The sequence below is a fragment of the Microcoleus sp. SVA1B4 genome, from assembly GCF_036700545.1.
Taxonomy (GTDB): Bacteria; Cyanobacteriota; Cyanobacteriia; order Cyanobacteriales; family Microcoleaceae; genus Microcoleus.
Genome location: NZ_JAUBPB010000003.1, coordinates 6,975 through 25,479, shown reverse-complemented (window position 1 = coordinate 25,479; position 18,505 = coordinate 6,975). Strand labels below are relative to the sequence as shown.

Genomic DNA, 18,505 nt, shown 5'->3' with positions numbered 1-18,505 from the left:
GGTAGCTTTTAATTTGGAGGTCTCCTTAACAAAGGATTCTTGCTCCAATTGCAGGAAATAAATTAGCTGTTGTTAGAGGGAGAAGCTGTTGCGCTCGCAAGCTATACTACTATTAGCCACATCTACGATCGCACAGCTATCAATCCGAGTATATTTACTCATACAATTGTAACTATCCGTACAAATGCGATAGCTCTAGAGCGTCAATCTAGACTATGATAACAAGTTGTAGTTAGTACACTTTAAAAAGTCGGCTACTGACAATTTATTGAGTTAACACCATTCAATTGATAAAAACTTCTCCCAGCTATCAGTAGGTTCTGTCGCTGGGAGAAATCGCTGGAAAGTCGGTTTATTCAACTAACGCAGGTATCTTGATTAATTCGATTTCAAACCTTCGCTGCATTCGCCGTTATTCTTGAGGCACAGTAGGCTTTGGTTGGATGTCAAAAATAATCACAAATGTGCGGGTTTTCACTAACCGCTGCAAAACCCGTAGATGATCGTCTGCATCGTTTCTCTTACGAAATCGTGCCACAATAACACGCTGACAATTAGGAAGCAGGCTAATGATACACCACGGGTGCAATTTTTCAGAGTAGGTCATTTTAGTACCTCAGCATTAAAAGTAACAGATTGTGCTCTTGTTTCATTGCTTGCCAAGACAGTAATTGAATAATCTTGTCAAAGACAGGTCACGGTGACATTGATATTTGACAAGGTTTGTGCTAAGACAAGCTCCAATTATTTTTTGAGGCTGAAAAAGCTTCATGTATAGCAGCCAACAAAACTGTTAGAACAAGTCAGCAGTATATGATTGCGACAACGTATACAGTCGTTGCCCTAAACAGTCTTTCCGTTAACAGTCTTTCCGTTATACGCGCCACTATTAATCCAGGCTATTCTCTTCGCAAGGCGGACACAGGAAAGCCACCAATGTCTCTGGAATTTCCTCAAAGTGTTCCAGCAGAAAATCCATTAAAGCCAAATGACGCAAATCGACAGCAGTAGGAAATCTGCGATTTTTCCCCTTTCTAAACCAACCCCGCACTGTAGAATCAGAACGAGAACAAATAAAAGCAATTTCCTCATAACTCACTCCCCACTTTGCATAAAACTGCCTCGGTGTCATTCCGAATTGGCATTGACTGTAAACTGCAATCAAATTGCGTTCTCTATCTGTCAAAGTCGGCTGCTTTTTTATTATCCTCAAACTTCTCCAAATCTTCCTCCCAGGCAGTATCAAACTGACACCACGTTGCACTTTTGGAATCAGGAGTAAGGCAAATGATATAACACCACATCCAACAGCATTGACATTGTTCGTAGTTGTAAAATTTGCCGATAACCATTCCTCTGTCAGCTTCTTCGCTAACACCCGTCCAGCGCACCATTTCGCCACAGTTAAAGCGCGGGGGATGAATTTTGGCAAAGTTGGCAGGCAATTCAATTGCAGGCGGCATATCCTTCAAATGTTTTAGTGGCAAAATTGAAATCAAATCTCGCTTTCCTTTTGAGATTGACATGAGTTCTCAACTGTGCATCGACTGCAACAGATTTGTTTTGATAGGTTTTTAGGCCAATTTCTTGATAAAGAAATTGCAGCGCGATATTTCCTTAAATCAATCAATTGGAATCTATATTTGACCGACTATTTCCCAATTTAAACTCTGGCTAGGTTATCAATTTTTTGAAATCCCGCCCAATCGCGTTGATATCAAATCCGGTTGCAGCAGACTGGTATAGTAAAGGTGTAGTTGCTTTCGTCAGCGAGGTGCGATGATCGACAAACGTCTCCAAATCGAACCACACCGGGAAGTAGAAGAACTATTGGAGAATATTGATGACTTGTTCTTCAGAATATAACCAGCCAGCAAAAAAGGTTGCAGGTAGAATCAAACAATAGTATAATTAGATTAGTTACTAATAATTTTCTTGGTGGCGCGGTGTTATGAACGCCCAAAAACCTGTTACCTTCAGAGACCTCATAGACGCGATCGCCACCTTGCCGATTATCAACTTTCCCGAGAATTCGAGTCAGTTGAATAGCAATAAGCGGGAAGTGAGTTGCAACAAGCGCCTCCGATTGTCCAGAAAGCGATTGAGCCGGATTTGGTTGGCTATCAAAGAATAGAAGCCAGTTAGCCTACTTGACGTAACATCCCTTTCGTCCAATAATGAAGGAATTTACTCTAAGAGGCTGCGCCGTGAAGGTTCAAGGGAATGGGCGCGCTAAGATTTTGACGCCCGCAGAAATTGACCGACTGTTTGACCGGGGTTTTATTACAGCAAGGGACAGGCTTTTGTTTGCTGTAACTTTTTACTGTGCCTGCCGCATTTCAGAGGCGTTAGCTTTAACAACTCACGACATTGTTGGGGGGTCAGTCACGTTGCGGAAAGCGACGACAAAGGGGAAATCAGCAACGCGAACGCTGCCGCTCCATCCTATGCTGGCTAAGTATTTAAAGGCTTACAATCCAGATGTGGGTTTTTTGTTTCCGGGCCGAGACAATACGAAGCCTTTGACTCGCGCCGCATCGGATGTGATTTTTAAAGAAGCTTGCAAGCGGGTAAGAATTAAGGGGGCTTCAACACATTCGATGCGGCGGACGGCTCTGACTAATTTGAGCAATGCGGGGGTGCCGCTGCGGGTGATTATGGAGATTTCGGGACACAAAAATTTGTCGAGTCTCCAGCGCTATTTGGAGGTACAGCCGGAACAGCTCGTCAAGGCGATCGGGCTTTTGAAGTAAGGCGACAGAGATCAATATTTTCCTGTCCTTTAATATTACGGCAGTTTATAGATATTCCGAAACCGACAGCATTCAGCATCAAATAGCAACTTAACTGTTCCCGTTCCGCTATTGCGCCCTTTCAATCCAATAATTTCAGCGAGTCCCCTATCGGGAGAATCAGGATTGTAATAATCGTCCCTGTAAACTCCAAGCACAACATCCGCATCCTGTTCAATCCCACCAGAGCCACGCAAATCCGATAAACTCGGACGCTTGTTCGTGCGAGTCTCTACCCCCCGATTGAGCTGAGAAAGCAGCACAACCGGCGCGTCAACCTCGCGAGCCAAAATCTTCATCTGTCGCGTAATTTCGCTGATTTTATTGACAACATTTTCATCCGCCGAATTGACCATCAATTGCAAGTAATCAACAATTACCAAACCCAAGGGGCCGCGCTCACAAACAAACTCCCTAACTCTGGAACGAATCTCCAAGGGAGACGGTTCCAAACTTTCGTCTATCCAAAAATCAGCATCGCTAACTTTCCCCAAAGCCGAAGCTAGCACTTCGTACTTACCAGCTAGGTTAACTTGCCTGATATCTTTCACCGACACCCCACTCTCAAGTGCCATTAACCGCGCTGCCAAGTCCCGACCCGGCATTTCCATCGAAAACATCAAAACCCGACCGTTCCTGGGGAGAGAAGCAATGTTGTACCCAAGCGCGCAAGCCAAAGCTGTTTTGCCGCTGCCGGGGCGACCTCCTATGACAATCAATTCGCCTCGATAAAATCCCCCTCCCAAGAGGTCGTCGAGGTCGTAAAACCCCGTGCTGATTCCAGGACAGTAGTTAGCAGTCTCCAAGCGCTGTTCCTCAATTTCATCTAGATATCGCCAAAGTTCGTGGCAGTATTCCGAAAGAGGCCGAATAGCTTTCTGTCGCTCTTCTTTGTACTTATTGAGGACAAAAATCTTTTGCTCGGCTTCATTTAGTATGGCATCCAATTCGGTGGAAGTTTCGTAGCCAAGCTGCACCAGGTCATTACCAATTTTGATGAGTTCGCGCCGGACAAATTTGTCCACGACTAGCAAGGCATATTGGTCGATGTTGACGGCTGAAACAGTTCGGTCTACCAGCATTACCAGTTTGGTTTGACCCCCTACTACTTCCAGCAGGTTGTGGTCGTCGAGAAAAGTGGTGACGTTCATCAAGTCTGTGGGCTGCTCTTTAGAGTGCAGCGCTAAAGCGGCCCGATAAATGTGTTGGTGGACTGTAATTGCTAACGCTTCGGGACGCAGAATATTTGCGACTCGGTTAATCGCGATTGGATCAATCAGAATTCCGCCTAAAATTGCTTCCTCTGCATCAATGTTAGTCGGCATAATTTTGTCAACAAAACTGACTCCCATATCTGGTACTCTCCTTTGAAATTGTTGTTACTTGAACTGTGTTGTTAGTTGCCTACAGAATTGGAAACTGTCTACAGGAATTGAATAATCAGTGTTTTCACAGCTAAACCTCATAGCTAAGTAGTAGACAATTTGTTCAAAATTTGTTTTAGTTGCTGAGGAAATCGATGCATCCACTGCAAGTAAATTTGCTGCTGAATACCTAGCGCTGCAAAAGCTTCTTTGCCTAGTTGCTGGAACTGTTCGCATAACGTTCGGTGAGTTTCTAATGGCATATAATGAGGGTCAACATAATCCTCAGTTATTCTTGTTGTCTGTGCAGAAGGAGAATCTTTTGGAGTTGGACAAGAGCCTGTTGAAGCTGGAGACGAAACAACATTTGTTGGGTTTGAGTTTTGAAAACCGTTAGTTTTTTCCCACCAGCGACCGCGTAAACAATCAACGACCCACCCTGAAGGGTTGGATATTTGCTTTGTTTGGCTTCGGACTTGCAGCAAGTTTATGGCGGCTTGGATTTCGTTTAAGCTGTGCTGGAGTACACAAATTTTTAATTCGGGATTCATGCCTCCTGTAGCTCGCGTAACGGCTTCGACAATTTCAGTTGCATCGGGATTGGCAATTGGAACAGCTTCGAGAATTTCAGTCGCATCAGGATTAGTAATTAGACCAGCTTCGAGAATTTCAGTTGCATCGGAATTGGCAATTGCAATTGGTTGGACAGTTTCAGTTGCATCGGAATTGGCAATTGCAATTGGTTCGACAGTTTCAGTTGCATCGGGGTTGGCAATTGCAACCGCTTCGATAATCTCAGTCGCATCAGGATTAGTAATTGGAACGGCTTTGACAGTTTCAGTCGCATCAGGGTTGGCAATTGCAACCGCTTCGACAATCTCTGTTGTATCGGGGTTGGCAATTGCAACCGCTTCGACAATTTCAGGAACTTGGGGAGTAACGGTCGAAGATATTTCAGGACTTAACGGAACAGCTTTATTGATAGGTATTGGTGATTTGGCGGCAGAGATTGTTGGATTGTCGAGGCTGTTGAGTTCTGTCAGCAGTTTTTGCGGGGGTTTAGAGGTCAAACCTATTTGTTCTGAAGTGCAAGGCATTGCCACATCGACTGCCTGACTGTTATCTGAATTAATAGTCAGACATTCAGCGGTTGCGGCGGAATATTTGTTTTCAGTAAGGGTTTTTAGTTCTTGTTCTGAATTTTTATTTAATTCAGTGTTTTTAGATTTGAGCCCAGTTATAACCTGTGGTTTTTTATCTGGTGATGTTAAATTTTCTCCCTCTTGATAAAAATTTAAAAAAACAGCAGCAACATTTTCAGTGCTTTGCTGTCCTTTTTTATCCTCTGTAAAGAGTACGGCACCATCAGGGTTTGAACCCCCTGTTTGCTCAATTTTTGGCTGGTTCAGTCGATTTTTTGACTGCTTGCTCAGTTTTTGGAATTTTGAATGGGTATGAGTGAAGGGGCGAACGTCGCCCAGGTGCTGCACTGCTATGCGGAAAATGCCACGCCCGTAGTTTTTGAGGATTTTGACTAAGCCGAGTTTTTCGAGCTGTCTGAGGGCTGCCCGCCTGGTGTTAGGGCTATAGGGTTTGCCGTTTCTGACTGGGGTGGCTCGTTTTTCGCCCAAGGGGATGCAGTTGATGTCGATTTCCTCTGGTTTGCCACCGATGCAGGTTCTGTAGAGGTAGAGGGCGAGTTTGAGGGCGCTGGGGGTAGCGCCTTCTAGTATGTCGGCTAGGGCTTCGTAAACTGCGGCGTGTCGGGCGAATGGCGGTTTGTGCCAGGTAGTTGTATCTGCAACCATTTTTTGTTCCGAGGTAAAAATGAGCGTAAATGTCCTTTCATGCGACTGTGACAGCCGCAAGGTTTGCCAGAGGGGTTGTTGTGAATTTGACCGCGGGCTATTGAGCGCTAATGCAGCGCTCGCTGCACTCAATAGGATTTCGGGTTGGCTTCAACAACCAGGTGTGGTAGTTGCGCCGGAACCCGATTCATAGCGCCGTCGCTTGAACTATCGGCAAACTTTAGTGAAGCGGTTTTAAGGTCTTGTACTTTTGCGATCGCTTTTTTGTAGCGATGCAGTTGTCCTAAGTCCAGCAGTGTTGAGACTGACCGCCCTGCTAAAAGATGAGAAAGGGTGCGCGACTATTTTTTCAATCCTGCCAGACCAGCCGATACGGGATTTGGTGGCGAATCAGTCTAATAAGACTGATAAGAGTTGTTCTAAAGGCTGAAAACTTTACGTAGCAAGAGTTTCAAAAATGACTTGTCGCGGCATTCTAGAGGTTTTGTCGCGGCATTCTAGAGGTTTTGTCGCGGCATTCTAGAGGTTTTGTTCTAACGGTCAAACTTATATTGGGTATGGATTTGAGAGCTATTTTCAATACCTATTTTTTTTAGAACAAGTTTCAGAACAGTCCGAGCATTCTTTGCTGAAAAAAAAACCAGCCGGGAAAGGTGGGTTTGTAGGGTCGCTTTGGTGAGAGTTATGTCCTGGACACACGGGTGGTCATCACCTAGCCCTGTCTGGCGTGTTAAATCTGAACCGGAGAAAAAGGATAAAACCGCTATTTCACGTTCGGGTTTTTGAGACTTCGATCAAAAAAAATTGTTTTTCGGAACTTGGACTCACAATCAAAACGCTGAAACTTAGTAACCTCGTTCCTCACGCCAGACAGGGCTAGTGGTCATCACCTGAGTTTGATGGACGAGAATACAGAGGCTACAGCCCTTGAACCGGGGAAAAAACTAAGGTTATGGCGATGTTAGTCAAGCTCTGCTTGCTGTCGCTGTTTGAGCGTAGAATCCCCGTCTCTTGACTAGCGGGGAGTATGTCAAATTAGGACTAAGGCTAAGCATCATCAGGATAGAGGCTCTTCAGGGGGGGTTGCCCCTACTTTCACACCGTATATTGAGGCTGTGCGTAAGTCCTAAATATGTCAATCTGAAATGCTTAACAGATGCCAGATTTGGGATTCTAGTTCTGGTGCAGGGATTCGCTCCCCACGTTCCAACATAGATACATAACGCTGCGACACCCCTAGCCAGCCAGCCAATTGTGCTTGACTCCAACCTTTGGCTGTTCTTGCTTCTTTTATCTCATTGCTTGTCAGTTTAGGTTTGAGAGCTTGTTTCAGGCGGGGTTGAACCTGTTTGAGTTCAGCTTTGGTTGCCAGGAGTTGGGGGATAGGTGCTGGCGGATGGATGGTAATTTTGGCTGCCAATAGCGTGTCAAAGTATCCTCGTTTTTTTCGATACTTGCTACCGGGTCTCAGCCATTCTGGGTAGGTCTCTTGGTCAAACTCGATTTGAAACGCTCGCTGGAGTTTCCACAGCACTTCCAGGGTGTGATTCCAGCTATTCATCAGCGTGTAAGCTTTTCTACGGTCAGACCGGGCTATATCGATTACCGTTTGGGGTAGGAGCGCTTTTAGAAGGGTTTCCACTTTGTAACTGCCACTGGTGTGAAATCGGCTTTCCATCGTCAGATGAAGTGCTAAGCGCAAAGCCAGTTCATCATGGTAGGTATCGATTTTGAGAATCTCCTGAGCTAAATAGCCAAACTGATACAAGGCTTCTTTGGCGAAGTAACCTGCTTTGTTCAAGAAGGCATGAGTCCAGAGCCCCGGTTGGACTGTGATGTAGACTTCATCAGGCTGCTCTATTTTGCCCTCCAGATTCTGCTGACCTGTTAACTGAATTTGAATATTCCACATTCGCGAGATGTCAACGCTGGCTCTAATTCCACCTTTTTTGTGTTGGCCTTCAACCCATGTGGCTTTGATTGCTAGGCAACCTAGAGCATACGCAGTTTTAGCTAGTTCATTCAGTTTTTTAGACGCGGGCAAGTCTGTGCGTTTGTCCCAGCCCATTTCCTTGATTAAGTCACTGCCTTCGAGAGTGAATAAGCTTTCCCACGGCTCTTCTTGTCTCATAATGTGAGCCGCAAAAATCAGGTGCAATTTGGCAGCAGTTAGCCCAAATCTGTCAATAATTTGCATTGCCTCGTCTAAAGGCAACAGCGTGATGTCGCCGGGGCTGGCAATGTAATGCTCAATGATGTTGTTGGGGTTGCCCTTGGCTCGGTGTTGGAAGTAGCCGACACCTGAAGGGTATTCTTGCCACAAGTCTGTTCTGAGTTGTGCGTGGAGGCTGGATACCATAGGAGGGGGTGTCGCAACAGGGGCGATCGGTCTACTCTGGTACAGACGAGGTTCTGTAATGGGTTTGTCTGGGGTATCTCTAACTTCAGCCAGACTTTCTGAGCTGGTGCTGTCACTCATAGTTTTAGTCAATAGTTAGAACCTAGTATTTTAATCACTGGATTTTTAATAAATTCTAGAATTTTAAGTCGGCATAATGTCGTCAAGTTGCAATTGTAAATTGGGAAAGAGGTAAGAAGAAATCGGCTCTCCCAAGCGATATTGTTGCTGCTGGTAAACTCCATCAATCAACTGGCAGACCGTGAAAGTAGGTTGCTTGGGATTGCCGATAAATTGCAAACCCCCCAAGCCTCGAAAGTCCACAATCCAATATTCTGCAATCTTCAAGAAAGCGTATTCTTCCACTTTTCTTGCATAATCATCTTGCCAATTAGTGCTGACAACTTCGGCAACAAGCTTAATTGTACTATCTTTACAAATCACTGGTTCTTTTTGCCAAAGGGGTTCACTACTAAGTTCTGCTTTATCTAAAACAACTACATCAGGACGCAGTGCTGTGGCCTCAGCGTATAGGGGTTTTATTAAACAAGTTTTTGGAACCAACCAATTGAAATTACCACGAAAAATTTCTACGTAAATTCTACCAGCAATACTACCTGCAACCGCTTCGTGAGGACCAGTAGGTTCCATATCTCTGAGTTCTCCATCAATGAGTTCATATCGTGTATTATCCCCATATAGGGCAATAAACTCCTCAAAGCTAAGTAGTTTGGATGGGGTGTATGTCATAGGTTATTTTTTAATGGGAGGTAGCTTAATTAGAAGTTTTGTGGGGTAGTGAGTAGCGATCTGTTAAGTTTATTATACTCGCTCGATTGCATGACCGCCTTCGAGCTTGTCAAACTAATGGAGGCGGATTACGAGCTGATAAATCGCCTCGTGCCGATTCCAGAGAACCACCCATTATATTCCAATCAATGTCATCATCGGGGAACAGCGATAATTGTCCAGGCGAGACGTTGGATTGCCCGCGGTTGTGGTAAGAAAGATGACACGCAGTACAAAGGCCTATGAAGTTTTCTGGGCGATTGTCCTCCGGTATCCGGTTGCGGTGGTGCACTGTCAAAGTTAGGGAACATCGTTCGGACTTGGTTAAGCCACTTTTCTTACCGGGTCGGAGGCATTGTTGGTTGCATTTAGTACAGCGCCAGAGCGCACTTTCTTTCACGGAGAGCGCAATAAGAGTGCCAATTGTCGGGATACCTCTGGGGTTTTGTCATAGCTCATTTCTCACTCTTGCGGCGATCGCTTTTGTTACCCTCACTCGGAAGCCATCAAGTCAAAGAGTGCAGTAAATTTGCTCAATATTCCATATCTCTTAACGCCTTCCTCACTATTATTCCACTTTTAGTATAAGAGAGTTCGGATGAGTGGTACGAATACTCTTCCTCAAGCTTTAAGATTTATGGCTAACCAACTTGAAAATATCAGTGAGTTGCTTTTCGGTTTTTATAACCGAGATCAACCAGTTAAATCCTTCACGTAGCATCAACAAATAGCCCAATCAGCTTAGTTTATTTTTTCGACAATTAATCCACCCTGCCATCCCTCAAAGAATATGCCTGGAAAAATCCTCAAGCTACACCCCCAATTACAGCAGAAAACAATTTTGATCAGCTTTTAGATAAAATCAAAACTAGAACCGCCCTTTATCTCGGCAAGCGTTCTATCTTTAGTCTGCAAGCTTTTTTAGAGGGTTACACTTTAGCCTGTCGCCAACTCGGAATTCCTGTTACTGAAAAGGAACAAGAATTTGCAGAATTTAAAGACTGGATTGAAAAACAATTTAACCAGCCATCTACCCAGTCTTGGGCGCGAATTATCCTTTTGTATTCAGAAGATGAATTCCAAGCGCTTGATACATTTTTTCAGCTATTTGAAAATTTTTTACAGCGCGAATCCTCGCTTGATGCCGACACAATCTCTCGCCACCAGCAGCCCCGAAAATGGTAATAAAAAGCAGCTAAATTCAATGCTTGAAAACTTATCCGAAGAAGCGCTTGCCCAACTTCGTGAAGAAGCCGAATCTTTGCACCAACAAGAAAAAAGCCCAGTATAGAACCGCTTTGAGATCTTGAGGGCGATCGCTCGCGAGAAGTCGATCGGCTTTTAGCAGTCGGGATCTCTCGGATATTTGGTGCAGAAGGTAGCAATTGATACTAAATTGCTATAAGTCCCCACTTCAGTAGCACTCCGGTGAGACCGGATTGGGGAAGAAAGCGCTGATCGAGCAAGCCGGATTGCGAAAAGGCTCCTGAGCGACTTGCGGTGATGAATGGTTTGGCTCAACTTTGGCAAGAGGAGTCTAACTCGAAGTTGCGGGGGTTTTCCAGTACCCAAGAACTGCTGAGCGGCTGATATTCATAACTTGAAAAGGGGCAAAAGTCATTAGAGTCTTGAGCAGTTATATTACACAGCAGGCGAAACTGGAGTGGTGTCGGCGGTTGATTGACACGCTCTACGCGCACCTCTACCAAACTGGGATTCCTCAATAGAACTTCAAAAATCTCACTATTCAAATATCGCGGACAATACCCGACGATCTGGTGGTCTTCTGTATTTAAAGTCAATGCTTTAGAATCATAGGGGTTTTGAAATTCGTGAGTCAACCACAACTTTTCTCCTGTCTCTAAACGGTTAATTCGCTCAATTGCACAGGGTGGCAAATACCGCAGTCCGTGCAAGAAAAAGTGAAGGCGATACCGCCCTTCTGAATCTGGCTCAGGAATGAGAAAAACAGTTAGAGTATCTGTTTCTCGCCGCCCACCGCTACGAGCTAACATGGCAATTGGATCGCTTTCATTTTGAGTCAGATTTAGCCAGTGAAGAAAACTTGAGTAATCGGGGCGATTTTTCGGCATCAACCGATTAGCAAATACGGGAAATAAGTAGGTTGATGTATATACTTCACCTAAGCGCGGAAACGAGGGTAAGGGTTCAAAACCGCACTTCTGTTGAGCTTCTAAAACGCCTTGCGTGTAGGTAAATTCGTAGTTGGTTCCATCAAATGTTAGCCTGCCAATGGGAAACCAGGAAGGGGTGTTTGGATCTTGCCAAGCCAAAAAAAGCGTTGAGTGTGTTTTCACGGTAGCGTTTTCCTCAAGTTAAGCAGTCTGTGTTGATTGAATTCAAGAATCTTTTGGGCAAACTCGGCTGCAATCGGTGAGATACGAGTGTTAGGAATTCGATGAAAAATATCCACTATACTCGCCTTTGAGATACTTTCAAGTCGCTCAAGCCATATATGCGCTGCATTCGGAAATCGACGTGCAGCGCAGTCAAATACATCAATTGTTTTGAGAGGCTTTTTATCATCAACGCTGCCATAAAACGCCGAGAAACATTTGTTAGCATAAGCCTCAACTGAGCGTTTTTGCCTTTGTCGATCTGAGAGGTCGCGCCCCAGACTGGAAGCATGATCGTAACTGGGTGCTAGGTGTGCTGTTTTGGATGTAGTGGACGCTAGATTTACTGTTTCGGATGCACTGGGTGCTAGGTGTGCTGTTTCGGATGTAGTAGGCACTGCCTTATTTCGGACACCAGCAGCCGATCGGATTGCAGCAACCTTACGCCTCGAAAAGCTCTTTTTTGAGGTCGTTCGCTTTAAACCCATAAAAACCGCCTCAAAGGCGTGTTTAGCCCAAGGAATTTAGAGCGTTTTTGGAGTTTTCCTAAAACAACAGAAGCCTACATTGTACCCGCAAGGCACAGTGTAGACTTCTTCACTCTGTCATAAGCTGCATCTACGCGGCTTTTAAGCGATCGATCCGGTGCAGTCGCCTCCCCTATACTTTTGGCTTTTAAATCGGCCATGCGCTGTTTGATTTGGGTCAGAGAGAGGTCGAGAGCGATCGCCTCTTCTAACAATTGGGAGCGCTCTGAGCTATCCTTAATTCGGGCGATCGCTCTGGCTTTGGTATACTCAATCCGTCCTTTCCGCAGCGCTCCAATCACATCATCTGGCAGGTTCAGCAAGGGGAGGCGATTGGTTCGGAAACTCTCTGGAGTGTACTTCCCGACGAGTGCAAATTGCAGGGCCTCTGCGTCTGTCAGTTCCCGAATCACAACAGGAATCTCAGTATTTTCAGCGAACCTATTGGCGAACTCGCCATTACAGAAATACCCTTAAATTTGGTAGTAATCGATTTAGAAAAAATAGAGGTTCAACAATGGATAACTTAACGGATAATCCAACCACATACCGAGAAATTGTCAAACAGGTAATCGGGAAATATGCCCAATTAAAGCCTTCTCACGGAGAGATCCGACTTGATCCCGTGTTTGACGAAACTCACGATCGCTACGCCTTGATGCAAGTTGGTTGGGATCGGGGGCGGCGAATCAGAGGAAACCTCATTTATATCACGTTGGAAGCTGGTAAAATCTATATTGAATATGACGGTATGGAATGCGGCATTACCCAAAATTTAATTGAGGAAGGCATTCCTCAAAACGATATCATCTTAGCTTTTCTGTCACCGCCGCAAGTCCTTATTACCGCATAAAAACAATGCCCGTGCTGCTAAAGAAACCGGGTTTTTTACCTAATTTGTCGGCGACAACATTTTATTGGTAGCGCGCCTCAGGTAAAAAAATATCGGTAATGTGAGAAAATATTGGGGTCTGACGCACTCTACTAACTGCTATATGACAACCCCCGCCGAAGTCCGCCAACACCTAATCAACGCTTTACAACTCGACCTGATCGGCCCCATCCCCGACGACGAAGCCCACGCCGCAGAAATCATCAACCAACCCCCTTCCCGCTGGTATCTCAGCGGTTTTCTCGTACCCTGGTTTGCCAAGATTAGAGGCATACGGAGCGATGAAAACGGCGAGTGTTTCCACTCGATCGATTTTAGCAAGCAGACCGATCGAAACTTTGCCGTTATTTCTCAGTATTTTGTTTCAAAACCGCCTCAATTTCCGCCAGCTTTTGGCGCAAAACCTCCTGCAACTCCACCAGTTGTTCAACCTCAGCTTGCTCCAACACTTGCGGTGACAGCTTTTTCAAATTCCCGGCTGCCAACTTAACCTGCTTGAATTGGCGGGCTGCCCCTGGGAAATCATCCAGATTAGAATTGATAATTTCTTGCACCAATTTACGAGTTTGAGTCACCGACAATTTCTCGGCAATAACTCGATCGGTTGCTTGAACTCTAATCGGCTGCGCTTCTTCCTCTGGCAAGACTAAATTTTTAGCAGAGAGTTTAGAAAGAGCCATTGCATGAACCCCTTTAAGTCCTAATTGCCTGATAGCAGTCTTAAGGTCATCAGCCAAAGACAGCATCGGGAAAATGTTGGCATCGATAGAAGCGGGATTGAGCTGCAAATCCAACAGTGTCCGCAAAACGGCCAACTCTTGTTCATCCAAACCCAAAGCTGCCAAACCCTGTTGCTGCTCGTCAGGTGCCACCGTCACCAACTCGGAAACCAAGTTCATCCGTTTTTGCGCGTTCAAGCGTCGCACCACTGTCGAGAGAATGCGGGGGATAGTTGCAGCTTCCAAACCCGTATTTTCAGACAACTCCCGCACAATAGCTTCTGCTTTATCGAGGGGATTGAGATCTTCCCGGTGCAGGGAAGTCAGCAGTGCTTTGCGGTGCAAAGCCGCGGGTTCTGGAACGATCACAGCTTGTAAAGTTTCCCAGCCCAGATTTTTAGCGCTGCGCCAGCGCCGCTCTCCATCGAATATCACCAAATCCCCCCGTTGAATCAAGATAATGGGTTGCAGTTGTCCGTCACTAGCGAGGGAACGGGACATGGACTCGATACTTTCCGCCAAAAATGTCTGTCTGGGTTGTTCAGGATTAGGCTGAATTTGTAAGAGTGAAATGGAGAGGATACCGCTGGCGGATTCTAGTTGTTCTCGCAGTGCAGTCAATTGAGATTCCAATTCCGTTGAACCCGATTTTCGCAGTTCTTCAATTTCTGCTTTGAGTTCCTGAATCTCGGATTCAGCTTCAGAGAGGTGCATTGACTGCTTGGCGGATGAAAAATAATTTCCCAAGTCGGGAGCTTTACGGGTAGCCATAGCGATTTTAGATTTTAAATTGGGGATTGGAAGAAGTCAGTTCATGGCTATAAGCCAAAAACGAAGGATTCGTTTTCGCCGGCGCAAGTTGTGACTGTGAATCAAACACTATTTCTTTTTTTTTCCTTTTTTGGCAATAGCCGGAGCAACTCCATTTCCCATTAAAGTAGCCAGGTGCTTAACAATTTCTTTGAAATCGCCTAAAGCTGGGTGAAGCGGGCGATAAAGGTGTAATGGCAACCCTTGACCGCTGGCATTAACAAATTCTGCACTGTCCCGAATAGGTGGAAAAACGCGGATATTCATCTGCTCTAGCTGGGCTGGCAAGGACTCTAAAAGTTGTCGGTGGACGGCTCGTTTCGTATCGTATTGGTTGGGTACAAACCCTAAGATTTCTGGTTGCGGCTTGAGGCGTAATTGTTTGCAATGGTGATAGTACCACTCCAGCAGGTGAGCTGCTCCTTGAATTGATTTTGGTTCGAGCTGTACGGGCACTATTATATGAGTGCAAGCAGTTAGTGCCATTAAGGGCAAGGGGCCGAGGGTAGCGGGGCAGTCGAAGATAATTAGGTCGTGATCCATTGGATAGTCGCTCAGGCAATCGCCTAGAAGATAAGCGCCACGTTTGTGCAGAACTAACTCGTCTGCTGTTTGTGTCAGCGTCATTCCGCCTTGACAAACGGTTACATTATTGGTGTGGGAACTCCAGGTAGGAGTAAGAGGCCAAGAGCCGTTGAAGCTTTCTCGCATTATGGCGGACAGTGTGTGTTCTGGCTCTGGCGGATTTAGACCGCAAAAAAGGGTCAGGGAGCCTTGGGGGTCGAGATCCATAATGGCTACTTTCAAACCCCTTAACCCCAGTTCGTAGGCGAGGTGAACTGAAAGTGTGGTTTTGCCAGTGCCGCCAGCATTGCTGATGACTGCTAGTCGAATTTGCATGGTTTTGAATTAAGTAGATGATTTAAGTATCATATATCGAGAGTCGGCATCAGATATCGATATATGAGAGCATCGCGGTAAACCACCGTTGGGCCCCACGTTGAAACAGCAAGTTAATATTTAGTCTGACGAGCAGATTATCGTCAAGTTTAGTACGGGGAAGATTGTTGAAAAGAATTTAAGTTTGATCGCTCGACTGAAACACGGAACGTCATATATCGATATCTGAGGTATGGGATCTAACCGCCGAGTTAACTTCGATCGCAGTCTTGGGACGGTGCGAGCGTACAATGTACTAGGGAACTTCAAAGGCACGGAAGGGTTGGGCGAGTCAACTGAACAATTTGCATTAAAATACCTAGAATGAGTTGAATATTTTCAATAAAATGCTCTGTTGTTTCAATATAAACCGTACTTTTTTCGAGTTTCATAAACTTCCAAATACTGCCGGTTGTAACGGCACCATAAACACAAGAAATACTGTTGTTTTTTTGAACATTAAACATCTGGGCTGCCAACATTTCAGCAATGCACTGGCCAATTCCCGATTTGATATTGTCATTCTTGGCTTCGACAAGTGTAAACACAGGGGCGTTTAAAGATAATTGTTCTGGTGAATGGCTAATCATAAAGTCACAGACACCGTTGAGTCCTTTGACTCGATCGATATTGAATTCCGTACCGGAAAACAGGCTGATTTGACGATCGCAGCGCCTGCGGAGTTCAATCAATACCGGAGCGACAATCATCTCAGAGCGCGCTTTTTCCGTGTCGATTCCCAAGGCTAAGGGAATATTTTCTGCTAAGGTTTCCTTTAAAAGCTGACTGGGTTCTATCGGTTCTACAGCCGTAATAACTTCAGAGACTTCTCGAATTGTCAACCCGAGTTTATTTTTAATATCATCTAGGGAAAATTCGCTATAAGACATAGTTGCACCCTTTCACTCCGTCGTTCTAACTTTATACTTAGATTTAGATAAACACATTGCCATTTACCTGAATTTTCTCAGTCAGTGTTTTAACCTAAGAGCGTTTTTTAGGAGTGCAAGCATCCTGCTCGCTTGCATTTCTATCTCGCGAAAGAGAACTCCGGCTCGCACTCCTGTTTTTACTAAATTGGGATAATCCTAACAGATACAACAATAATAACCTTTGTTCCCCCTCCCAGTTCGCTCTGAATCTCCAAGTGACGTACTCCCACACTCAATCAAAGACTAGAGTGTGGGCTTCTCCTCCGAGAATTCCCGGATTCGCGTTTTATAGTGAGGCGAACGCCCAACCCCACTTTCTTTATTAGAATTCCAGAGTTCAGGTCACGAGGCATGGATGTACCACAAGAGCATTCATGCCACCTATCACTTAACTCCTTTGAAACTCTGTTGAGGCACATTGCACAATGTTGAGATGTTCCAGCAGGATTAACTTTCACGACCAACCGCCCAGCTCTTTGGGCCTTGTACGGAAGGATTTCGTTCAAGAACCCAGCTATCCCCGCATCAGCAAAACTCTTGTTCAACCCGGACTTTGCGGATTGACCATTAGGCAAAAACTTACCCGATTCATCTTGCTTGGGTTTGTTGCGTTTTGCCATATTGGAAACTTTAAGGTCTTCTACAAAGATAACCTCAGCCTTGTTGACCAACTCACCTGCAAGCTCAAAATGCCATTGTTTGCGTTGTCTAGCTACCTGTTGATGTAACTTTGCAATGCGTGACCCAAGTTTGCGACGTGCAGTAGAACCTTTTTTTCTTAGCTCTCTTTTGGTTTGCAGTTTGGCTAATTTCTCTTCGGCTTGCCGATAAAATTTAGGAGGTTCTACCATCGTGCCGTCTGAGCAGACGGCAAAATATTCCAATCCCGCGTCAACGCCAATACTGTTAGTTTCAGTCGGTTCAATGCCAATAGTAGGAGTGTCAGGGACTGATGCATCTTCTAGAGTCAGTGTCGCATACCAACCATCTGCTTTGAGAGTAACCAATGCTCTCTTAATGACAAAACTGTCAGGAATAGGGCGATGTTGAATGAATTTGATTTTTCCTAGCTTGGGAAGTTCAATTCGATTCCCTTGGATGCAGTCAGACTTCACTCGCTGATAAGCGAAAGTGCGATAGCGGTTTTTGCCTTTAAATCGAGGCTTCCCGCTCCGCTTACCATTGATATCACCTTTGATAAAACGAGCAAATGCCAGGTCTACTCGCTTCACCATGTCCTGCAAGACATCGGCATGGATATCTTTGTACCATTCTCTTTCTGTCTTGAGAGACACAAGTGAGCGTTTCTGTCCGTAATACTCAGGATGTTCCCTTGGGGATGCAATACTGCATACCAGTGGACAGGCATTAACTGAACACCTGTTCATTTCAAACCAATCAAATCTGTCTGCCAACAAAAAATTGTATTGATGCCGTAGCATATCGAGCCATTTGCTCATACGGCGTCTTTGGTCGGACGTTGGCAGTAGTTTGAACTGGTAGGCTAGTTTCATGAGACAATTGTACTGCATATTTAATGTAAATACAATCGTGAAACAAACAGAAACAACAACGTTTAGGCTTACTTCAGAAGAAAAAGAGGTTCTGGTCAAGTATTGCGAGTTAACATCTCGAACCCAAAGCGATGTGTTTAGAGAATTCCTACGAACATTACAAAAGAAATTGTCAAAGAAGGGGGTGTTGAACCCCCCTCTTTGACCCGCATTCCTCTCAACGCTGACCCTAAGAGGGTACAGCGTGAGGCTCCTGCGGCTTTAGCTGAGCGCTAATCTGCTCGACCCGCTGCCACATTCCACCCAGACCAAATCCGCTGACTTGCTACTGCGGATCGAACCCGCATCTGTCGTTACGTACAGACAGGTACAGCCGATAGCATGGAGTAAACAATCAAGTGAGCGTGAGTTGTTAGCAGATTATCGGCTGTACCTCTGCTCGGCATTGCTCTGTCAAATCGTGCTGCTCTGAACAAAATCGTCCTAATGCTTTGCGATCTACCGAACGTCACATATCAATATCTGAGGTACGAACTCTAAAAACCGAGTTGATTTTGATCGCAGTCTTGGGATTTGGTGATCGTACAATCTACCGAACGTCACATATCAATATCTGAGGTACGAACTCTAAAAACCGAGTTGATTTTGATCGCAGTCTTGGGAT

Annotated in this window: 18 protein-coding genes; 4 read left to right on the top strand and 14 right to left on the bottom strand. The window is 45.2% G+C overall.

Translation table 11 applies throughout. The annotated features are described in order from the left end of the window. Nucleotides 1–412: 412 nt before the first annotated feature. The 3 genes from QT987_RS02200 to QT987_RS02190 all read right to left on the bottom strand — a co-directional run bounded on the left by QT987_RS02200 (nucleotide 413) and on the right by QT987_RS02190 (nucleotide 1,526). Nucleotides 413–607, bottom strand: a complete 195-nt coding sequence (locus QT987_RS02200) for a hypothetical protein (protein WP_293228717.1) — start codon at nucleotides 605–607, stop codon at nucleotides 413–415. Nucleotides 608–889: 282 nt separating this feature from the next. Then, complete coding sequence (locus QT987_RS02195) at nucleotides 890–1,132, bottom strand: helix-turn-helix domain-containing protein (protein ID WP_333151810.1); 243 nt, start codon at nucleotides 1,130–1,132, stop codon at nucleotides 890–892. Nucleotides 1,133–1,175: 43 nt separating this feature from the next. Next, the gene (locus QT987_RS02190; protein ID WP_333236890.1) at nucleotides 1,176–1,526 is read right to left on the bottom strand and encodes a hypothetical protein; all 351 of its coding nucleotides are present in this window, start codon (nucleotides 1,524–1,526) and stop codon (nucleotides 1,176–1,178) included. 425 nt (nucleotides 1,527–1,951) lie between these two features. Here QT987_RS02190 and QT987_RS02185 point away from each other — a divergent pair, with 425 nt between their 5' ends. Next, nucleotides 1,952–2,134, top strand: coding sequence for a hypothetical protein (locus tag QT987_RS02185; RefSeq protein WP_333236888.1), 183 nt, complete (start codon nucleotides 1,952–1,954; stop codon nucleotides 2,132–2,134). Nucleotides 2,135–2,177: 43 nt separating this feature from the next. Further along, complete coding sequence (locus tag QT987_RS02180; RefSeq protein ID WP_333121273.1) at nucleotides 2,178–2,753, top strand: site-specific integrase; 576 nt, start codon at nucleotides 2,178–2,180, stop codon at nucleotides 2,751–2,753. Between the two features lie 35 nt (nucleotides 2,754–2,788). On the opposite strand, the gene dnaB is transcribed toward QT987_RS02180, so the two are convergent. The 4 genes from dnaB to QT987_RS02160 form a co-directional block, all read right to left on the bottom strand. Beyond that, the gene (gene dnaB / locus QT987_RS02175; RefSeq protein WP_333236886.1) at nucleotides 2,789–4,144 is read right to left on the bottom strand and encodes a replicative DNA helicase; all 1,356 of its coding nucleotides are present in this window, start codon (nucleotides 4,142–4,144) and stop codon (nucleotides 2,789–2,791) included. Between the two features lie 116 nt (nucleotides 4,145–4,260). Then, entirely contained in the window at nucleotides 4,261–5,964 is a 1,704-nt protein-coding gene (locus tag QT987_RS02170) for a hypothetical protein (RefSeq protein WP_333205726.1), read from the bottom strand. Nucleotides 5,965–7,099: 1,135 nt separating this feature from the next. Beyond that, nucleotides 7,100–8,443, bottom strand: a complete 1,344-nt coding sequence (locus QT987_RS02165) for a helix-turn-helix domain-containing protein (RefSeq protein WP_333205725.1) — start codon at nucleotides 8,441–8,443, stop codon at nucleotides 7,100–7,102. A 63-nt stretch (nucleotides 8,444–8,506) separates the two neighbouring features. Then, complete coding sequence (locus QT987_RS02160; protein ID WP_333183569.1) at nucleotides 8,507–9,112, bottom strand: Uma2 family endonuclease; 606 nt, start codon at nucleotides 9,110–9,112, stop codon at nucleotides 8,507–8,509. Nucleotides 9,113–10,292: 1,180 nt separating this feature from the next. On the opposite strand from QT987_RS02160, the gene QT987_RS02155 reads away from it, so the two are divergent. Beyond that, the gene (locus QT987_RS02155) at nucleotides 10,293–10,442 is read left to right on the top strand and encodes a hypothetical protein (RefSeq protein ID WP_333236883.1); all 150 of its coding nucleotides are present in this window, start codon (nucleotides 10,293–10,295) and stop codon (nucleotides 10,440–10,442) included. A 226-nt stretch (nucleotides 10,443–10,668) separates the two neighbouring features. Here QT987_RS02155 and QT987_RS02150 read toward each other — a convergent pair whose 3' ends face one another. The 3 genes from QT987_RS02150 to QT987_RS02140 all read right to left on the bottom strand — a co-directional run bounded on the left by QT987_RS02150 (nucleotide 10,669) and on the right by QT987_RS02140 (nucleotide 12,448). Further along, complete coding sequence (locus QT987_RS02150) at nucleotides 10,669–11,469, bottom strand: HIRAN domain-containing protein (RefSeq protein ID WP_333205723.1); 801 nt, start codon at nucleotides 11,467–11,469, stop codon at nucleotides 10,669–10,671. Continuing rightward, nucleotides 11,466–11,906: a hypothetical protein gene (locus tag QT987_RS02145; RefSeq protein WP_333236881.1), complete on the bottom strand. Its 441-nt coding sequence runs from the start codon at nucleotides 11,904–11,906 to the stop codon at nucleotides 11,466–11,468. Before QT987_RS02145 ends, QT987_RS02150 begins: the two co-directional genes overlap by 4 nt. A gap of 164 nt (nucleotides 11,907–12,070) precedes the next feature. Continuing rightward, entirely contained in the window at nucleotides 12,071–12,448 is a 378-nt protein-coding gene (locus QT987_RS02140) for a hypothetical protein (RefSeq protein WP_333205720.1), read from the bottom strand. A gap of 104 nt (nucleotides 12,449–12,552) precedes the next feature. Here QT987_RS02140 and QT987_RS02135 point away from each other — a divergent pair, with 104 nt between their 5' ends. Next, complete coding sequence (locus tag QT987_RS02135) at nucleotides 12,553–12,888, top strand: XisI protein (RefSeq protein WP_333205719.1); 336 nt, start codon at nucleotides 12,553–12,555, stop codon at nucleotides 12,886–12,888. 383 nt (nucleotides 12,889–13,271) lie between these two features. Here the strand turns inward: QT987_RS02135 and QT987_RS02130 are convergent, their stop codons facing one another. From QT987_RS02130 to QT987_RS02115, 4 genes are all read right to left on the bottom strand, one after another. After that, nucleotides 13,272–14,417, bottom strand: coding sequence for a ParB/RepB/Spo0J family partition protein (locus QT987_RS02130; protein WP_333236878.1), 1,146 nt, complete (start codon nucleotides 14,415–14,417; stop codon nucleotides 13,272–13,274). Between the two features lie 108 nt (nucleotides 14,418–14,525). Continuing rightward, nucleotides 14,526–15,356 carry a ParA family protein gene (locus QT987_RS02125; RefSeq protein WP_333236876.1) on the bottom strand — a complete coding sequence of 277 codons (831 nt, stop codon included), beginning with the start codon at nucleotides 15,354–15,356 and terminating at the stop codon, nucleotides 14,526–14,528. A 305-nt stretch (nucleotides 15,357–15,661) separates the two neighbouring features. Further along, nucleotides 15,662–16,285: a hypothetical protein gene (locus QT987_RS02120; protein ID WP_333236874.1), complete on the bottom strand. Its 624-nt coding sequence runs from the start codon at nucleotides 16,283–16,285 to the stop codon at nucleotides 15,662–15,664. Between the two features lie 278 nt (nucleotides 16,286–16,563). Beyond that, on the bottom strand, nucleotides 16,564–17,841 hold the full coding sequence (locus QT987_RS02115) for an RNA-guided endonuclease InsQ/TnpB family protein (RefSeq protein ID WP_333236872.1): 1,278 nt from the start codon (nucleotides 17,839–17,841) through the stop codon (nucleotides 16,564–16,566). Nucleotides 17,842–18,505 lie beyond the last annotated feature (664 nt).